The sequence below is a fragment of the Desulfonatronospira thiodismutans ASO3-1 genome (assembly GCF_000174435.1).
GTDB classification, from domain to species: Bacteria; Desulfobacterota; Desulfovibrionia; order Desulfovibrionales; family Desulfonatronovibrionaceae; genus Desulfonatronospira; species Desulfonatronospira thiodismutans.
This window is the reverse complement of sequence record NZ_ACJN02000003.1, coordinates 429,878-448,314: the sequence shown is the minus strand read 5'-3', so window position 1 is coordinate 448,314 and position 18,437 is coordinate 429,878. Positions and strand designations below refer to the sequence as shown.

Here is an 18,437-nt window from a genome sequence, read left to right as displayed (position 1 = left end):
TAGAAAAGTCTGGACATGAACAATCTTGAAAAAAGTTAACAGTTGCATCTGGCCGAAGCCATGCAAGGCTTTCTGGCTGAAATTAGAGCTCGCTTTTTTGAGGTTCTTTATACTTTAAAGCCGTGTGTGCGGAGCACCCGCTTTCCAGCTAATGTTGCGAAGGACAGCGAAGCGCATTTTAGTCGAAAATGAAGTCTGCATCTTTCCCTTGCCAGAGAAGGTTTTTTTGGTACAGGCTGCTTCGTTGTTCAGTTAGATTCCACTATGGGAAGTCCAAAACCTGCTATATAACCCTATTCTAATAATAATTATTAGTGCAGGCATGTTTATTTTGTAAACTGGATGAAACCATAAATATTCAAAAAAATATTTGACTAAATTGTCAAATATGAACGCTATGAATGAACCAGCCCCCCGCTTCTGGGAGATTTTTTTCGAGGTTTACGAGACCCTGCCCCGCCAGGGCCCCGGCAACCGCGCCAGTGCCGTCAGGGCCCTGGCCCTTTGCCGCTACCTGTCCAAGTCCCCCGCGATCCTTGACCTGGGTTGCGGGGTCGGGGGACAGACCCTTTACCTTGCCGAACTGACGCCAGGTTCAATAGTGGCCGTTGACAGCCATACGCCGAGCATTGAACATTTGCAGGCGGCTATTGCGCAGCACGGGCTTTCGAAACGCGTCACAGCAATGGTCAAAGATATGGACCGCCTGGAGCAAACGCCTGGAAGTTTTGATCTTATCTGGTCCGAGGGCGCGCTCTACAGCATCGGACTGCAACACGCCCTTTACCTCTGTTATGGACTTTTGAGCCCCGGGGGCTACCTTGTCTTTACCGATGCGGTCTGGCGCAAGGAGAATGCGCCTGCCGAAGTGAAGGCCGGTTTCGACCTGGACTATCCAGACATGGGGTGGGTGGGCGACGATGTGGCATCTATACTGGACTGTGGATTCGATCTTGTGGGGCACTTCACGTTGCCGGATGAAGCATGGTGGGAAGATTTCTACACACCCATGGAGGCGCGCATTGAAAGTTTGCGCAGCAAGTATGCGGGAGATGATGAGGTCTCGGCCATACTGGACCAGCTCGCCCGGGAGCCCGAGATGCACCGCCTCTACTGCGATTATTACGCCTATGAGTTCTTCGTGGCGCGGCGTCCTTTGCATATTCAAGGCCCGGGATGAACAAAGCTCTCAAAATGGCAGGAGTTCGATAAAAAAAATTTGATTTATAAAAAAGCATGTATTATTCTTACCAGTAATACGTAATACTGGAGGGAAAAATGAGGGTGACGACAAAAGGGCAGGTTACGATACCAGTTAATATACGGGAAAAATTAGGGATAACCCCGGATACAGAGATTGATTTTTTACAAGAGGGAGACCGGGTCTTTTTGGTAAAGCGAGAAGGAACAGCCCGGGCAACCCGCAAGTTTAAAAAACTTCGCGGGGTGGCGACTGTCAAAATGACCACAGACGAAATTATGGCACTCACCAGAGATGATTTATGAAAGGTCTTCTTGTTGATTCCAATATTATCCTGGATGTTTTTCTTGATGATCCTGTCTGGGCTGAATGGTCGGAGGCTGCTCTTTCTGAATATGCCCATCATGCTCCTTTATACATTAACCAAATTATATATTCCGAAATTTCCATCGGATTTAATAAGATTGAGGAATTGGAAGCTGCTGTTTCAAAGAGCGGATTTCAGATGCTGGAAATACCCAGGGAATCTCTCTTCCTTGCTGGTAAAGCTTTTTTTAAATACCGAAAGCATAAAGGTGCAAAGAAGTCCCCATTGCCGGACTTTTTTATCGGGGCACAAGCCGCTGTATTAGATCTTGAATTAATCACACGAGATAAAAACAGGTACCAGACCTATTTCCCAACTGTTAAAATTATTTCTCCTGAATAACTGAGCGCATCGAACAGGTCGCTTCAGCCGACCTCGTAAACTCAGCCCTGTACCACAAAAATGACTGGAGAACCTGGGCTTGCCCACTCCAGGCAACCAGTAGGCGATTCTTTTCAATTATCATCAGCCCCCGCTTTCCCAGTCCAGCCCGCGATATTGCGCTCCTGAGATCGAACTCCGCTCCCATCGGTCTTCATCCGGGTGTATCTGTCAGCGCTTTGCATGTGGCATGGGGACTGGCTCTTCCGTCACGCCTGAGGCGTGATTGTCCCAAAAAATGAGATATTTTATGCACAAAATGATGCTCAAGTGGGTCCCGGAGTGCCTGTCCCCTGCTTTCCTTAAATGCGCTGACAGATACATCCGGGTCTTGTTTTGCGATTTGATCATCTCTGCTGCATACAGGGATCTCACGGGTCCTGGTCAGCAGCAGCACTGGTGCAATTCGAGTCATGAATAACTTCTTGTCAGCAGCGTTTTCTTTTTGTATTTAGCATTTATGGGCGTGCCATACAAATTCAACCGTCAGGAACTGGCCGGCTCTCTTGGAGATCTGGGCGTGGTTCTCCCCCTGGGCATAGCCATGATCCTGGTCAACGGCCTGAACCCCCTGGGGCTTTTTTTCTCGGTGGGACTGTTCTACCTGCTGTCCGGGATGTACTACCGTATTCCCGTGCCTGTAGAACCCATGAAGGTCATTGGCGCTTATGCCGTGGCCACGGGCATTACAGCCTCGGAAATCATGGCCTCTTCTCTGCTTATCGGAGTGCTTCTGCTGGTTATTGCCCTTACCGGAGCCATGACTCTGATAGGCAAGTATACTCCCAAGGAGGTCGTCCGGGGAGTGCAGCTTTCCACAGGCCTGCTGCTCATGGCCGAGGGGGTGCGCTTCATGATCGGCACTTCCACTTTTCAGAAGCTTCAGGAAGCAGCCGAGCCCTATCTGGTAATCCAGGACATAGGTCCCGTGCCTTTTGGTCTGGTCCTGGGCCTGGTGGGCGGGGTAGTCACCCTGCTTCTTCTGGACAACAAAAAACTCCCCGCAGCCCTGGTGGTGGTCCTGGGGGGCATGCTGGTGGGTCTTTTGCTGGGCACCCGGGAGGGGCTGTCCCAGGTGTCGCCAGGTTTCAATCTGCCGGAGTTCATGCCTTTCGGGTTTCCTTCGGGTGTGGACTTCTCCTTTGCCCTGCTGGTGCTGGTCCTGCCGCAGCTGCCCATGACCCTGGGCAATGCGGTCATCGCCAACGTGGATCTATCCAGGCAGTATTTCGGAGAGGCCGCCCACAGGGCTACCTATAAGGCCAACTGCATCACCATGGCCCTAGCCAATTTCTTTTCCTTTTTCGTGGGGGGTATGCCTCTTTGTCACGGGGCCGGGGGACTGGCCGCCCATTACCGCTTTGGAGCCAGGACCCCGGGCTCCAACGTGATCATTGGGGCCATATTCATTTTCCTGGCTGTGTTGCTCGGGGTGAACATCCTGGGCATTCTCTATCTCATCCCCATGGCCGTGCTGGGAGTGCTGCTTGTTTTTGCAGGCAGTCAACTGGCCCTGACCATAATGGATTTAAAGGAGCGCAAGGAATTTTTCGTGGTCTTCACCATTGTGGGCATCACCCTGGCCACCAATCTGGCAGCCGGGTTTATTGTGGGTATAATCGTGGCCTATATCCTCAAATCTGAAAAACTTTCCATATGAATCAAAGCATTGCCATAATCGGTGGGGGGCTGGCCGGATGTGAGGCTGCTCTGCAGCTGGCCCGTCAGGGGGTATGGGTGACCATCTTCGAGATGAAGCCGCAAAAGTATTCCCCGGCCCACGAAAGCCAGAGCCTGGGCGAGCTGGTCTGTTCCAATTCATTTCGCTCCATGGAGCCAGTGACCGGAGTGGGGCTTTTGCAGCAGGAGATGCACAGGCTGGGCAGCTTAGTCATGGAAGCGGCTCTCATGCACCGGGTGCCTGCAGGCAAGGCCCTGGCCGTGGACCGGGACAGATTTGCACAGCACTTGACCAGCAGGGTGGAGGAGCATGAGTTTATCCGGGTGCATAGACGGGAAATCCAGGACCTGGACGACCCGGAGCTCCAGGGATTTGATGCAGTGATTCTCTCAGCCGGTCCGCTTATAAGCGATCCTCTGGCCCAGAGTCTGTTCCGGGTTATCGGGGCCCAGGACCTGTATTTTTATGACGCCATAGCCCCCATAGTCAGCGCGGAATCCATTGATTACGACAAAGCTTTCTGGGGCTCCAGGTACCGGCCTGAAGACGACGATTATCTCAACTGCCCCATGAGTGAAGAGGAGTATTACCGGTTTTACCATGAACTTGTTGGTGCGGAAAAAGTCCCGGCCCGGGATTTTGAAGAGGAGAAGCATTTCCAGGGGTGCATGCCCATCGAGGCCATGGCTGAAAAGGGCGAGTTGACCATGGCCTTTGGTCCGCTGAAGCCCGTGGGCCTGGTGAATCCAAGAACTGGGGAGCAGCCATTTGCCGTGGTGCAGTTGCGGGCGGAAAACTTAGAGAAGACCGCCTTCAATCTGGTGGGATTTCAGACCAGGCTGAAGCTTGGGGAGCAAAAAAGGGTCTTTAGCATGATACCCGGTCTGGAAAATGCCGAGTTTCTGCGCCTGGGCAGCATGCACAGAAATACTTTTGTCAATGCTCCCCAGGTATTGACCCGGAATCTGGAACTTAAGGCCAGACCCGGAGTTTACCTGGCCGGGCAAATAAGCGGGGTGGAAGGATACCTGGAATCAGCCGCCTGCGGACTATGGCTGGGTCTGCGTCTGGGGCTTGAAGCAAGAGGGATCGATCCACCCGCCCCACCCAGGGACACAGCCCTGGGTGCACTCATGAATCATCTGCAAAGCGATGCCAGGTATTTTCAGCCCAGCAATATTCATTTCGGGCTGTTCCCGCCGCTGAAGGCCCGGGCCAAAAAGGCCAGGCGCAAGGAGCTGCATGCCCAGAGGGCTCAGGAAAGTTTTGATAAGTGGCTTTCCAGACTCGGGGCTATCCAGTAGTCCACTTGAGCCAGACCTTTCTGGATCTGGGACCGTCGAATTCGGTAAAGAATATCTTCTGCCAGGTGCCCAGCATGAGCCTGCCGTTGTCCACAATGAGCTGTAGTGATGGTCCCATGAGGCTGCTTTTGATATGGGCGTCGCTGTTGCCCTCCATATGCTGGTAATCCCCGTTGCGGGGGATAAGCCTTTCCAGATTGACCAGGATATCCCGGACCACTGAGGGGTCCGCTCCTTCGTTTATGGTCAGGCCTGCTGTGGTGTGCGAACAGTAAAGGGTCAGTACCCCGCTGTTCATTTTGTTGGATGAAAGGTACTCCTGTACTTCCCGGGTAATGTCCAGAAACTGTTCTCTTTTGGTACTCTTGACCCCTATGGAATCCATGATTTACCTCCTCATGTAATATTATGCCATTTTTCACCATGGTCCGGGAACTTTGCAAACAGGACGTAAAAACTCTCTCCAAGGAAGCGTAAATCAAAACCTATACACGGTATTGAAAGCCAGTATATTTTTAATAACACGCCTTGAATCAAATTCGGTGTTTGACGGTTTTGATTAACGCTTCCTACGTCGTTCAGACAGTTTACGCCCTGTTTGCAAAGCCCCCGGACCATGGATCTGCAAGTAGACGCTTGGATTGTCCAGCTTTAGCAGGTGGTGAAAAATTACAATCCATTTATTTACTCAGGGCAATGAAGTACATCACATTTTATTTTCACCGCGAACTGCGGGAGCACTTCGGGCTTAAATATCCTCTTGAATATGTACTCCAAAGAAGGGCTTCCATCAAGGATATTATTGAAGCACTGGGGGTACCGCATACAGAGGTGGGAGAAATTATCGCGGATGAGCGAGAGGCCGGTTTTGATCATATTCCCTCTCCAGGTGAAAAGATTGTGGTCCGGTCGGTAGAGGCTCCTGTGGATGTGGCCAGTTCCACCAGGCTTCGCCCCGAGGCCTGGCCGGAAACCAGGTTTATAGCTGATGTCAATGTGGGCAAGCTGGCCATGCTTTTGCGCATGCTGGGGCAGGATACCTTGTGGGACAACAGCTACAGTGACCGGCAAGTGGCTGTTCTGGCTGCCCGGGAGCGCCGCATTGTACTGTCCAGAGACAGAGGGCTCTTGAAACGCAAAGAGATAATGCACGGACGATTGATACGCGCCTGTAATCCTGATGACCAGCTAAGGGAGGTGGCCCGTATTTACGGCCTGGATCTTACCTGTAGTTTTTCCAGGTGCCTTAGATGCAACCAGGTTCTTGAACCGGTGCCCAAGTCCGAAATAATTCAACGTTTGAAACCCAGAACCAGAAAATACTTTGATTACTTTGAAATCTGTCCCGGCTGTGAGCGTATTTACTGGAGAGGCTCGCACTGGGAAAAGATGTGCTCCCGCATCCAGGATGCCGGGTGAAAGGTGACTTATAAAGTACATCCAGGCAGTAAATAAGGCAGAGGTTCCTTGATTCCGTCTTGAGCGTCAGTCCATGCTGATGACCCGGTCCATGTATTCCAGGCCCATGCTGCGGTGGGTGATGAGGATGACCGTCTTTTGGGCCATGACCTCCTGCAGGGTGTCCCAGAGGGCTGCTTCAGTATCTTTGTCCAGGCCTTCTGTAGGTTCATCCAGCAGAAGTATGGGCGTATCCTTAAGCAGTGTCCGGGCGATGCACAGCCGCCTGGCCTGACCCCCGGAAAGCCTGAGTCCCGCCTGCCCCACCCGGGTATCTAAGCTGTCCGGCAGAGAAGTGACAAAATCTTCCAGCCTGGCCCGGGCCAGGGCCTGCCACAGGTCTTTGTCCCGGGCATGGGGGCTTGCCAGGAGCAGGTTTTCTCTGATGCTGGAGTTGAACAGAAAACAATCCTGGGATACTACCCCTGTCCAGGAGCGCACGTCTTCGGCCCTGTAATCCTGGATGTTTCGTCCGCCTAGAAGTATCTGTCCCTGCTGCAGGGGGTAGAAACGAAGCAGGAGATTGAAAATACTGGTTTTGCCGGCTCCTGACGGGCCGGTTATGCCTGCTTTTTCACCAAAGCGGACCTGAAAGCTCATGGATTTTAACACCTGCTTACTTCTTCCGGGATAGGAAAAAGATACCTCTCTAAATTCAATGCTGAACTGTTCAGGAGCAGGCAGGGCCTCAGGGGGGTCCTGCACCAGGGGGTTCTGGTCAATAATGGAGAAAAGCCTCCGGGCTGAGGCCCTGATTCTGCCCCAGGCCTTGAATGCCGAAGGAAGCTGCTGCACTCCTTCAAAGCTTAGAAGGGCCAGTACCGCCAGCATGGGCAGATTTTCACCGGAAATTTTTCCTGACTGCACCAGGGGGATGACGATTATGAGGGTGCCCCATACTGAAAGCCCGACAAACAGGGTCATGCCCCCTTCGGCCCAGGCCTCCAGCTTAGAATACCTGGCCTGAATACTGGTCTGAATCTTGTTTTCCTTATCCAGCTCATCAAGAATACTCTTGGTCTGTCCCAGGACCACCAGTTCTTCCAGGCCCCGGATGAGGTCCACCCCCAGGGTGCGCATCCTGGAAAGAGACTGTACCTGTCCCTGGCCGATGCTCATTCCCTGCCTGAGAAGAACCAGGGGCAAAACACCTCCGGCCAGAATCCACAGACAGCAAAGATAAAGGGCCAGGGCAGGGCTGAACCATCCTGCAAACAAAAATACAGCCAGCAGGGCCGCAGCCGCAGTGCAAAGGGGCAGGACGAAGCGCAGGTAAAACTGGTCTAAGTGGTCAATGTCGGCCTTGATGCGCGAAAAGACATCACCACTGTGTATGCTGGCCAGACCGGCCGGGGCCAGGGGCTCCAGGCGGCTGAAAAACCAGACCCGCATGTGGGCCAGGAGCCTGAAGGTGGCTTCATGGGAAAAAAGTCTTTCAGCATACCTGCCCGCGGTGCGCACAATGGCCAGGGTGCGGATGCCGCCGGCCGGCAGATGATAGTTGAAGGGGACTCCGGTTATACCGGCCAGGGCCATGCAGGCCAGAAACCAGGCTGCCAGGGACAAAAGGGCGGCGTTGGCCAGGAGGGTGACTAAGGAGCAAAGCATACCCAGAAGCAGCCATTTCCACTGGGGCAGCATAATGGACAGCAGTCTGCCGAGCTCCTTCATGGCCGCTGCACCATATCCTGCCCGGGGGGCATGTCCTTCAGCTGTACTACCAGGTCCGCCCCGGGGAGTACATCCTGGTCATGGGTGCATATTATAACTGTTCTTTCTTCAGCCATTTCCAGCAGGGCGGCGTGAATTATATTCCGGTTTTTCCGGTCCAGACCGGCTCCAGGCTCATCAGCCAGCACCAGGGGGCAGGGGCGGACAAAGGCCCTGGCCAGGGCCACCCTCTGGCGCTGGCCTCCGGACAGGTCCTGGCCGTCTTCTCCCAGAACGGTTGCATAGCCATGGGGCAGGGCCAGAATCTCCTGGTGGATGCCGGCCTTCTGGGCGGCCAGGTACACCTCTTGTGCAGAGGCGTTTTCATTGCCCAGTCTGATGTTTTCCAGAACGCTCAAGCCAAGCAGGTGAGGCTTTTGGGGAAGATAGGCCGCATGCCTGAGCCAGGCTTCATTGTTTAGATGCGACAGGTTCGCGTCATTGACATATATTTGGCCCTGCCGGGGTGTTACAAGACCCAGGACAAGGCGCAGGACCGTAGTTTTCCCGCTGCCGCTGGGTCCGGTGAGGCAGGTCAGGCCAGGGGCCGGGGTTATAAAATCGAGATTGTGCACGGCCTCTTGGTCTTGAGCGTAACCAAAGCTTACATTTTCAAAGCGTATTCTGGTCCGGGAGAAGCTGGGGATGGTTGTTCCGGTGTTATCCCGGCGCCGGGGAAGACTCATTAGTTGCATCATGTTTTCCGCAGCTGCAATGGCCGAGACCCGGGAATGAAACCTGCTGCCCAGGTTGCGCAGAGGCAGGTAGAACTCCGGGGCCAGGATGAGAATGAAAAAACCGGCCATAAAATCAATCTCACCCCAGAGAAGTCTGAATCCAATAATCACCGCCACCACGGCTATGCTGACTGTAGCCATGAATTCCAGAATCAGGGCACTTAAAAATGCAACCCGCAAAACAGACAGAGTGCTTTTGCCGTATTCCTTAGATATTTCATCCACCACCCGGGCCTCTCTTTTGCCGGCATTGAATATCTTGAGGGTGGTCAGGCCCTGAATGGCGTCTAAGAATCTGTGGGTCAGGCGGGTGATTTTTTGCCATTGCTGCTGGTTCAGCTTTTGGGCCCGGCGGCCGATGAGAATCATGAAAAAGGGAATAAAGGGGGCGGTAAACAGAAGGATAAGGCCGGATATCCAGTCCAGGGGCAGGATAAAGACCAGGATTGCCGGGGGAAGCATGGCTGCCAGGGCCATCTGGGGCAGATATCCGGAAAAGTATCCGTCCACTTCTTCCACCCCGTCGGTGCTCAAGTGTACCAGTTGTCCCGTGGAATGACTGGTCAACCCCGAGGGGTCGGCCCGGGACAGGTGCTCCAGGAGTTGCCGGCGGATTTTTTCCTTGGTCCGGGCCGCAGCCTGTCCGGCCAGGCTTGATCCGTACCAGACAAGCATGGCCCTGGCCAGCACCAGGGCCAGTATAAGCCACAGGGCGGGCATGACCCGGCCAAGTCCCAGGCCTTCAAAAACCACCTGGTGTACGCTCCAGGCCAGAGCTCCGGCCTGGACAATGAGCAGGATGCCCGCACACAGGTTCAGGCCTATGGACAGGGCCAGGGCTGTACCAGCGGTTTTCCTGAAGCTGTTTAGCCATTTCAGTGCCTGGGTCTGGGACAAAATCAGCTGCTCGAATAATACGGACCCAGGAACTTAAAGAAAGACCCGGTAATCCATGTTCAAAACTTCAGCCAGACGTCTGGCCCGTTCCTTGCCTATCTCCATCCTGCCGTTCTCCATCTTGGAGATATGCCCCTGGGGAATCCCAGTCAGCCTGGAAAGTTCTGTCTGAGTAAGTCCTTCCCTGTTACGCGCTCCACGCAGGGCCACGCTGTATTCGGGTTCATTTTCAAACTCCTGGAAGAGCTCTCTCCAGGGGATGGAGTCGCTTGAGTCAGTATAGCCATGCTTTTTAATTTCGCGAAGCACTTCATCCTTTTTATCCCTGGGGCCTGTGATGCGTAGCTCAATGGCCTCAGTAGGGTGCGTCTTCGTGAGTGCCTGCATAAGTTACCTCAATAAGGTTGATCTCTCCTTCACTTTCTTCCCAAACGGCCACATAGGCCGGATGGCCGCCTTTAATATGGCAATGGTGCCGGTTCTTACCGAGCTTTGAATAGTTTTTCCAGTTTCCTCTTACTGGCCCGGATTCTTCCATTTCCCGCATAAGAGCAAAGAGGTTTTCTTTAGCTGTCCTTGGCAGTTCCCGTGCTTTTTTGACAGCTTTTTTCTTGACTCGAACCGACCAGGCCATAACTTTTTATATGCTACCAGATGGTATAATGTCAACAAAAAATCAACCATTCAGGGGAGGTCTGGTGCCAGTAATCACCACCGAGGACCCCCTGAATGGTTATGGTTGCGGGCAGTGCCCAATTTTCATTTTAATAAGCCTCTTCGTACTCCAGGTCCTCGTCGGTTATCTTGTGGCTGAATTTGAGATGTACCCAGGTCTGGTAGGCAATGACCAGGGGGCAGAAGACCAGGGCCACTCCCAGCATAATCTGCAGGGTCAGGGTGCTGGAGGCGGAGTTGGCGATGGTCATGCTGAAGTCCGGGTCAATGCTTGAAGGCAGCAGTTTGGGATACATGCCTATTACTCCGAACATGGTCACCCCGATAATGGTGGCGGCGGAAGAGGCCCAGGCCTTCCAGTACACCCTTTGATGCAGAAACATCTTTACCAGCACCAGCCCGGCCACGGGTATGAGCAGTATTATCAGCAAAAGCGGGTTGGCGGCATAATTGTCGAACAGATTGGTGTACATCACAGTCAGGGCCAGAAAAGCGACCACCATGACCAGCACCGCACCCCAGACCCTGTTGGCCAGGTTAACAGCTTTTCTTTCCATGTCGCCCATGGACTTGACAGCCAGCCACAGGCTGCCGTGCATGGAAAAGAGCAGGACGAAAAGTATTCCTCCGGCCAGGCCGTAAGGGTTCAGAAGGGTCAGAAGGTTGCCTTCATTTATCTGCTGAGCATTCAGGGGAATGCCCATAAAGATATTGGCAAAGGCCACTCCGAAGAGCAGGGCCGGGATGAGGCTGCCCAGTACATTGCATCCGTCCCAGAACCTTCTCCAGGAATCACTGTCCACCTTGCGCCTGAATTCAAAGGACACCCCCCTGAAAATGAGTGCGAAGAGAAGCAGAAGAAGAGGGGTGTACAGGCTGCTGAACAGGACCGCATAAGTGGCCGGGAATGCGGCAAAGGTCACTCCGCCTGCGGTTATCAGCCAGACCTGGTTGCCGTCCCAGAAAGGTCCGGCCGCGTTGTACATAACCCGTTTGTCGGTCTCGCTTTCAGCCAGCAGGGGCATGTTTATGCCCAGGCCGAAATCGTATCCGTCCAGGGCGAAATAGCCTGCCCACAATATTCCCCAGAGCAAAAACCAGGTGGTCTCAAGCATGGGATACCTCCAGTTTAATTATGAACCTGCACAGCATGCAGTTGAAACTTGATTTTTCATTGATAAAGGCCATTAGTTGCTCCCTGCGGTTTCTTCCCCGGACTCGGCCGGGGCCGGGCCTTTACGCCCGTATTTGGACAACAGGAATATGCACAGGGCCACCAGGAGTCCGTAGATGGCGAAGAAGCCGGCCAGAGAACCAGCCACCTGTCCGGTGGTTATACCCGGCGAAAAGGCCTCTTCGGTGCGCATCATTCCGTAAACAATCCAGGGTTGTCTACCCATCTCAGCCACTATCCAGCCCAGCTGGACAGCTACGTAGGGCAGCGGAATAATCCAGGGCAGAAGCCTGAGCATCCTGGGGGAAGAGGCCGGGTCTTTACGCCTTATCCAGGCCCAGGCAGCCAGCACGGGAAAGAGCATGCCCAGGGCCACCATGGTTCTAAAAGACATAAATGTCGCCCAGACAGGAGGGCGGTCCTCTTCCGGAAAGTCCTTGAGACCGGTTACCTCGGCATCAAAGGAATGATAGGCCAGCATGGAAAGCCCTCCTGGGATGGGTAGCAGTTCCAGCCTGTTGCCTTCATTGGCCGGGTCAGGGATGACCAGCAGGTACTGCGGGGCATTGGTCCGGGTCTCCCAGTGGGATTCCATGGCCGCCAGCTTTTCCGGCTGATACTTGGCCACCGTGGAGCCGTGGTGATGGCCATGGACGACCACCACAAGGGCGAAGACCAGGGTGAACGGAGCGGCGATACGAAATGATTTCCGGAAGAAGTCCACATGGGACCCCCTGGCCAGGTGCCAGGCGGAAATGCCCAGGACAAAGAAACCGCTCAGGACGTAGGAGGCGCTCAGGACATGGATGAACTGCTGCCAGGCGAATTCGTTGCTTACCAGCTGGATAAAGCTTGCCAGTTCGGCCCGGCCGTCTCCCATCAAATGGCCCACAGGGTTCTGCATCCAGCCGTTGGCCATAATAATCCAGAATGCGGAAAGATTGGCCGCCAGGGCCACCAGCCAGATGCTGGCATTGTGCAGTTTGGGCGGGAGCTTCTTCCAGCCGAAAATCCAGACGCCCAGGAAGGTGGACTCCAGGAAAAAGGCCATGGTGGCCTCTATGGCCAGCAAAGACCCGAAAACGTCACCTACATAGGCTGAATACCTGGACCAGTTGGTTCCGAACTGGAACTCTAAGGCAATTCCGGTGACTGCTCCCAGAGCAAAGTTGATAAGAAAGAGTTTTCCCCAGAACTTGGCCATGCGCCTGTATGTTTCGTCACCGGTGCGGATGAACTTGGTCTCCATGTAGGCCACCAGCAGAGACAGGCCAAGAGTCAGGGGGACGAAAATGAAATGGACGAAGGTAGTCATGGCGAATTGAAGTCTTGAAAGTAACAAAACATCCATAAGTCTTCCCCTGGTTAAATAGGTTTGTAAGGCTGATCTATCAGTGACTGCCTGGAGAAATGTTTAATCTTTGCAGCCTGTTGCCGCGCTCATCAGGACTTTATACAGCCTGAAGAGGGCCTGAGCAGGTGCAATAGCTCCCGCAGGCAGATATGGACGGTCCAAATCGTAACCATTCAGGAGGCAGATACCGGCCATCAGCCACCACCGAGGTCCCACTGAATGGTTACTCCAAATCTTTGAATCTACTCCTTTTGCTGTTGGCTGCACACCTCTTCCCGGGCCAGGGTGGCAAAATCTGTTTCATCTAAGGTCTGCCTCAAACGCTGCCTGGCAGTCTCCCAGACTCTGTGTACCCCGCAGGAAGGGCTTCGCCTGCATGACTCAGGGCTCATTATGCATTGATTGAGAAATATTTCTCCATCCACGGCCTCCACGACCTGCAGAAGGGAAAGCCGGGAAGGGTCTTTGAGCAGTCTGTAGCCTCCTCTGGCTCCCTGGGTAATCTGAATAATACCGGCCCTGGACAGGGTCTGGGCCACCTTGGCCATGAATGACTCCGGAATCTGCATGGCCTGGGCCACCTCCTTTTTAGGGGCCACCTGGCCGGGTGTTGTGCAGGCCGCGAGGTAGAGCACGCAGCGAACGGCATACTCTCCTCCCCTGGTAAGCATCATGTGCTGCTCCTTGATTTTTTTAAAAAATATAAAGGATAAACAGGAGTTGATTAGTCCTATATCGATAAAAGACAAACCTGTCAAATAAAATTATGAGGAAAAGTCGGCGCAGCACCTCTTCTTTTGCTTCAGCACCGATTGTTTATCGAGCAAGAGGTCCTGCCAGAACCTGACTACTCAGCCGATTTGACCCACAAAGGCTTGGGCACTATGGCTGCAAAGCGTGTCTGGGCATGCTCCAGTATATCTTTTACTATTGCGGCCTCCTCCATCTGCAGGCTTTTTTCCAGTTCCTGGATATAAGGCCCGAGCAGTTCCTGGACATCCTTTATGCCCTGATCTGAAATGGGGGTGATGACCACGTTGGCTCCCCTGGCCAGACGGCGTTTTATATTGTCCTGGCCGAAGTCGTATTCAGGATACAGACACTGGTAGACCACTCCTCCGGTCATCCCGGAGCACAGCCATGGACCTGGATCGCCAAGGACCACAGCCCTTCCTCCGGTCATGTACTCGAAAGCAAAGCCCTTGAGGTGAGAATTCACAGCCAGGTTGCCGCTCTGGTCGTTTACAGGAGCGGTGATACGCCCCCCAAAGACCACGTCCGCTCCTGAAAGACGCACGCAGGCCCTGGAGTCGGCCATATTCTGGATCATGAGCAGCCCGTCTATGGCCCCGTAAGCAAAGCTCTTGCCTGTGGAGCCGTCTATGTAACGTCCCTGGTAATTATTTCCCTTGAGCACTCCCAGCTGTCCACCAAAAAAGCCTTTGGCGGCTCCGTCCTGGGATCCGCCCTGAACAACCACTTCCAGGTGGGAGGTGCCAAAGGCGCAAAGACCGTTGCCCGGGACCGAGTCTCCCAGGCGCAGGGCGGCCAGCAGGTCCCGGCGTTCAGGATACCTGCGCTCCATGGCCCCGGCCAGGTAGGTCCCCACTGCCCGGTCGGAACTGCTGACACCCTCTTCAGCGAAATTCACCCGCAGGTCTCCGGCGGAAAAATGATCCATGGCCAGATCTGATATGAGCCGGGTGAGGTAATTAAGGGGTTTTCGCACCACCCGGCCCTGCTCGGATACTTCATCCTCAACGGGGTGGTCGGCGGTTCGCAGCAGGTCAGACAGGTCCACCTGGTCATGCCCCTGTTCCTGAAAAAGCAGGTCGGTGCGTCCGGTGAGGTCGCTAAGGTTTTTTTGCCCCATGCGGGCCAGGCGCATGCGCATTTCATCGCCTATGGCTCCCAGAAGTCTGGCCAGGTTTTCCGCTTCAACTTCTGCTGTTCTGGGACGGAAACTTTTGACTCCCTTTTCTTTTGCCTCTTCACTGGTACGCAGTTGCGTTGATATGCCCATGGGGCAGCGATCCAGGTGGCAGCGTCTGCAGCTTATGCAACCGATTCCCATGAGGGCCAGGGTGCCAAGACCCACCCTGTTGGCTCCCAGAAGGATGAGCTTTATGATTTCGTGGCCGTTTCTTACCCCGCCATCGCACCACAGTTCCACCTTGTGCCTGAGAGCGGATTCCACCAGGGCCTGGTGGGCCCGGCTGACACCGATTTCCACCGGCAGGCCCACGTATCTCTTGGCGTGCTCCCTGGCAGCCCCGGTTCCGCCTTCATAGCCGCTTAAATTTATAATATCAGCCCCGGCCTTGGCTATGCCCACTGCTATGGTACCTACGCCACTGGTAACCGGGATTTTTACTGATACTCTGGCCCTGGGATGGGCGGTTTTGAGTTCGGTTATGGTCTGGGCCAGGTCTTCTATGGAGTAAATGTCGTGCTGGTTGGACGGGGAGATAAGAGTGATCCCGGGTTTGCATTTGCGGGCCTGGGCCACCATGGGGGAGACCTTGCTGCCAGGCAGGTGTCCGCCTTCTCCTGGCTTGGCCCCCTGGCCTATCTTTATCTCCAGGAAGTCGGTGGAGTTTAAAAGACCCATAAAGACCCCGAACCGGCCCGAAGCAATCTGCTGCCCGCGGTTGTGTCTGAACCCACCGAGCATGTCCGGAATTTCGCCTCCTTCTCCGTTCATGCATATGATATTGGCCTTCATGGCTGCCATGGCATAGGCCCGAAAGGAGTTTTCCCCCTGGGATCCGAAGGACATGGCCGCTATGACCAGAGGCAGGTCATGGCGTCCCACGGAAATATCCACCTGGTCCTGGGTCAACTGATCGTCGCTTGGTGCTTCACGCAGGCTCAGAAGATGGCGCATTCCGGTGGGAATTTCCCGGTCTATTTCTTCCAGGGAGGCAGCCATCTCTGCATAACCGGTCCTGCCCTGGGCGACCTTGCGTAGAGTCCGTCCCACCTTCTGGTTTCTGGAAGGTTCTGAGTAAAGGCCTGTTTCGGTTGTGTCCCCGGCCCGCTGCAGGCGCAGGCTGTCCTGTTTTTCCAGAAAATCCAGGCCAATGCCTGTGTTTTCTGACTCGCAGAAGTTGGCCACCTGCATCTGTTCAGCCAGATGTCGGCTAAGTCCCACAGAGGAAAAAATCCGCCCGTAGCCGCAGAGCTCATGTATACCCATGGTGGACATGATTTTCTCCATACCTGCCTGCAGTACCTGCATGGTATTTTCAACAGCCTTTTCCGGGCTCAGTTTTTCTGTGGCAAAATCCGCTGAAATTCGCCACAGAAGGTATGGGTTCACCGCTTCCGCTCCCAGACCCACAAGAAACATAATGTCATGCAGGTTGCGCACCGCTCCGGAGCGAACCACCACAGAGGCCTTGCGGCGCAGGCCGGCCCGGACCAGTTTTTCCACTACCCATGCCGTGGCCAGGCCCGGGTCCATATGCACGCGCTCTTCCTGGAAGGAACCGGAATCATCCAGCACCAGAAGCATACTGCCGGAGCTCACCTTTTCCGCGGCCTGGTGGGCCAGTGAATCCAGGGCCAGGTTCAGGCCCTGCCCAGGAACATAAGTGCAGTCCAGCACTGCCGCCCGGGCGGTATCATGCCCCTGTCCGGTGAAAAAGGCCATCACTTCTTCCAGCAGGGCACTGTTGAATTTTCTGGCCAGGTTTTGTTCCTGTTTCAGAGTCAAAGTGTCTTCAAGGCCGCGGCCTCCTAGTAGAACAGGAGTGCCCAGTTCCAGTCCCAGGGCCTGCCTGGAGCTCTGAGGCCGGATGTCCGGGCCTGAGCCGATTACCACTCTGGTTGAAAAATGTTCCGCTTCCCGCTGGCGGTCTATGGCCGGGTTGGTGACCACAGCCACGTTTTCCTTGAAAAAATCCGCCAGGTTGGGCAGGGCATGGGTCATAAGGCATGCCAGGGGACCGGTGTGCCCCATGGAGCCTATGGCTTCCCTGCCTTCCTGGGCGACCCGCTTGCGGATATTTATATCGTACTTCTGCCATCCATATGCAGACAGTCTGCCTGAATGGTCTGTATTCATGGGCTGGGACATGAATTGGCGCACCAGTTCCAGGGCCTCATGGTCACTGCAAAAGGCCGGCTCGTGGTTGAACATGGAGTAGAGAAATGCAAGTTTTTCATTGCTGCCCGGTCTGCCCTGCATGATTTTCAAAAGCTGTTCCTGGCAGGTATTGTAATCCATGACCTGGGCCCTGGCTTCCCTGCCGCAGCGGATGGCGATCTTTTCACCGGGAGCCAGGGGCCTGGGATCGCGTACGTTGTATTTGAGATCTACAACACCTTTTTCCGAGGACAGGAAATAATGGGTTTCGCTTTCACCGAACCACAGGGGGCGAAGTCCCAGTGCGTCCACGCTTCCAAGGCACATATCCCCGTATCTGGACACTATGGCGGCAGGACCCTGGGCCGAGCAGGGGAAAAACCAGCGATACAGGGAATAAAGGTTTTTGAGCTCGTCAGGGTAATTCTTCACAAGGCTGTGGATGGGTGGAAAGACCATGTCCAGGGCTTCCATGATGTCCAGGCCGTGCTGGTGTACCAGGCCTTCCAGGATCCTGTTGAGGTTCTGAGAGTCGCTGCCTTCGGGTACAGGTCTTATGCCCAGCATCCTGGCCGTGGACTCAAGCTTTTCTATGGTGTTTATTTCTCCGTTGTGGCCCAGCATGGAGAAAGGCTGCGAGCGAAGTACAGTGGGCAGGGTATTGGTGGAATAACGGCTGTGCCCCAGGGTCATGACCGAGGCCATGTCCGGGTCTCGAAGCTCGGGATAGACTTTGGGCAGCATGTCCGGCATTCCCTGGAGCTTGTATATGGCATTGTCCAGGCTCAGAGATGCGGTTTCCAGGCGGGGAAGTTCCTCTTCCAGGCGCATCTGGGCCAGAAAGAGCCGTCTGGCTGCAGCCCGGCGGGATCCATCCGGAGCTATTCCGGCCAGCTGCCAGAAAAGCGGGGCTTCAGAAGATGCTCTGGGCCCCAGTTCCTGGTTGCGGGTGTTGCCCTCTATTTCGGTGAGAAGGTCAAAACCTTCATCCTTTAAAATTGCCCTGGCCTTTTCCTGGATATGGGACCATTTATCCTTGAGGTCCAGGGGAATAAGAAAATGGCCTGCAAAAAAACCTCTGCTTTCTGCGAGGTAAGGATTCAGTCCGGACCTGGAAAGGCGCTTCATCCATACCCCCCTGGGCAGATCCGTGGACAGCCCGCATCCGTCTCCTTCGCCGTTGATGTCTCCGGAGCGGTGTCCCATTTTGCGCAGGGCATCTATAGTCTGAACAATATTGGCATGTGTGGGGCTTCCCTGTTTGTCCACAAGGGCTATAACAGCGCATGCGTCCTTTTCCTGGATCCTGGGAGTAGAGAACATGGGGCATTTCCTTGAGTTTTTCAGTTTGAGCCTGACGGCAGCTCAACTGGCCGTCCGGTGTATGATTTGCAGATATATGTCAGAC

Annotated in this window: 15 protein-coding genes; 6 read left to right on the top strand and 9 right to left on the bottom strand. The window is 54.4% G+C overall.

Annotation, left to right across the window (positions count from 1 at the left end):
• Positions 1 to 397 precede the first annotated feature (397 nt).
• From DTHIO_RS14000 to trmFO, 5 genes are all read left to right on the top strand, one after another.
• A complete protein-coding gene (locus tag DTHIO_RS14000) occupies positions 398 to 1,180 on the top strand; it encodes an SAM-dependent methyltransferase (protein ID WP_040418754.1) in 783 nt (260 codons plus the stop codon).
• Positions 1,181 to 1,278: 98 nt separating this feature from the next.
• Positions 1,279 to 1,506, top strand: coding sequence for an AbrB/MazE/SpoVT family DNA-binding domain-containing protein (locus DTHIO_RS13995; protein ID WP_008870914.1), 228 nt, complete (start codon positions 1,279 to 1,281; stop codon positions 1,504 to 1,506).
• Positions 1,503 to 1,910, top strand: a complete 408-nt coding sequence (locus tag DTHIO_RS13990) for a type II toxin-antitoxin system VapC family toxin (RefSeq protein WP_008870913.1) — start codon at positions 1,503 to 1,505, stop codon at positions 1,908 to 1,910. The genes DTHIO_RS13995 and DTHIO_RS13990 overlap by 4 nt, the downstream gene beginning before the upstream one ends.
• A 499-nt stretch (positions 1,911 to 2,409) precedes the next feature.
• Positions 2,410 to 3,609: a putative sulfate/molybdate transporter gene (locus DTHIO_RS13975; protein ID WP_008870912.1), complete on the top strand. Its 1,200-nt coding sequence runs from the start codon at positions 2,410 to 2,412 to the stop codon at positions 3,607 to 3,609.
• Positions 3,606 to 4,934, top strand: coding sequence for a methylenetetrahydrofolate--tRNA-(uracil(54)-C(5))-methyltransferase (FADH(2)-oxidizing) TrmFO (gene trmFO, locus DTHIO_RS13970; RefSeq protein ID WP_008870911.1), 1,329 nt, complete (start codon positions 3,606 to 3,608; stop codon positions 4,932 to 4,934). Before DTHIO_RS13975 ends, trmFO begins: the two co-directional genes overlap by 4 nt.
• Here trmFO and DTHIO_RS13965 read toward each other — a convergent pair.
• Positions 4,924 to 5,319 carry a secondary thiamine-phosphate synthase enzyme YjbQ gene (locus DTHIO_RS13965; protein WP_008870910.1) on the bottom strand — a complete coding sequence of 132 codons (396 nt, stop codon included), beginning with the start codon at positions 5,317 to 5,319 and terminating at the stop codon, positions 4,924 to 4,926. The two genes, trmFO and DTHIO_RS13965, sit on opposite strands and share 11 nt — an antisense overlap.
• Positions 5,320 to 5,630: 311 nt before the next feature.
• Between DTHIO_RS13965 and DTHIO_RS13960 the strand changes: the two genes are divergently transcribed.
• Entirely contained in the window at positions 5,631 to 6,353 is a 723-nt protein-coding gene (locus tag DTHIO_RS13960; protein WP_008870909.1) for a Mut7-C RNAse domain-containing protein, read from the top strand.
• A gap of 66 nt (positions 6,354 to 6,419) precedes the next feature.
• Here the strand turns inward: DTHIO_RS13960 and cydC are convergent, their stop codons facing one another.
• From cydC to DTHIO_RS13920, 8 genes are all read right to left on the bottom strand, one after another.
• The gene (gene cydC, locus DTHIO_RS13955) at positions 6,420 to 8,063 is read right to left on the bottom strand and encodes a thiol reductant ABC exporter subunit CydC (protein WP_008870908.1); all 1,644 of its coding nucleotides are present in this window, start codon (positions 8,061 to 8,063) and stop codon (positions 6,420 to 6,422) included.
• Positions 8,060 to 9,736 (bottom strand): thiol reductant ABC exporter subunit CydD, encoded by a 1,677-nt coding sequence (gene cydD, locus DTHIO_RS13950; protein WP_008870907.1) that lies wholly within the window; start codon positions 9,734 to 9,736, stop codon positions 8,060 to 8,062. Before cydD ends, cydC begins: the two co-directional genes overlap by 4 nt.
• A 33-nt stretch (positions 9,737 to 9,769) precedes the next feature.
• Positions 9,770 to 10,123, bottom strand: coding sequence for a helix-turn-helix domain-containing protein (locus DTHIO_RS13945; RefSeq protein ID WP_008870906.1), 354 nt, complete (start codon positions 10,121 to 10,123; stop codon positions 9,770 to 9,772).
• Positions 10,092 to 10,370, bottom strand: coding sequence for a hypothetical protein (locus DTHIO_RS13940; RefSeq protein WP_008870905.1), 279 nt, complete (start codon positions 10,368 to 10,370; stop codon positions 10,092 to 10,094). Before DTHIO_RS13940 ends, DTHIO_RS13945 begins: the two co-directional genes overlap by 32 nt.
• A 130-nt stretch (positions 10,371 to 10,500) precedes the next feature.
• Positions 10,501 to 11,526, bottom strand: a complete 1,026-nt coding sequence (cydB, locus tag DTHIO_RS13935) for a cytochrome d ubiquinol oxidase subunit II (protein ID WP_008870904.1) — start codon at positions 11,524 to 11,526, stop codon at positions 10,501 to 10,503.
• Positions 11,527 to 11,598: 72 nt separating this feature from the next.
• Complete coding sequence (locus tag DTHIO_RS13930) at positions 11,599 to 12,936, bottom strand: cytochrome ubiquinol oxidase subunit I (RefSeq protein WP_008870903.1); 1,338 nt, start codon at positions 12,934 to 12,936, stop codon at positions 11,599 to 11,601.
• A gap of 245 nt (positions 12,937 to 13,181) precedes the next feature.
• Positions 13,182 to 13,613, bottom strand: a complete 432-nt coding sequence (locus DTHIO_RS13925) for an RrF2 family transcriptional regulator (protein WP_008870902.1) — start codon at positions 13,611 to 13,613, stop codon at positions 13,182 to 13,184.
• Between the two features lie 173 nt (positions 13,614 to 13,786).
• Complete coding sequence (locus DTHIO_RS13920; protein WP_008870901.1) at positions 13,787 to 18,352, bottom strand: glutamate synthase-related protein; 4,566 nt, start codon at positions 18,350 to 18,352, stop codon at positions 13,787 to 13,789.
• Between the last annotated feature and the right edge of the window lie 85 nt (positions 18,353 to 18,437).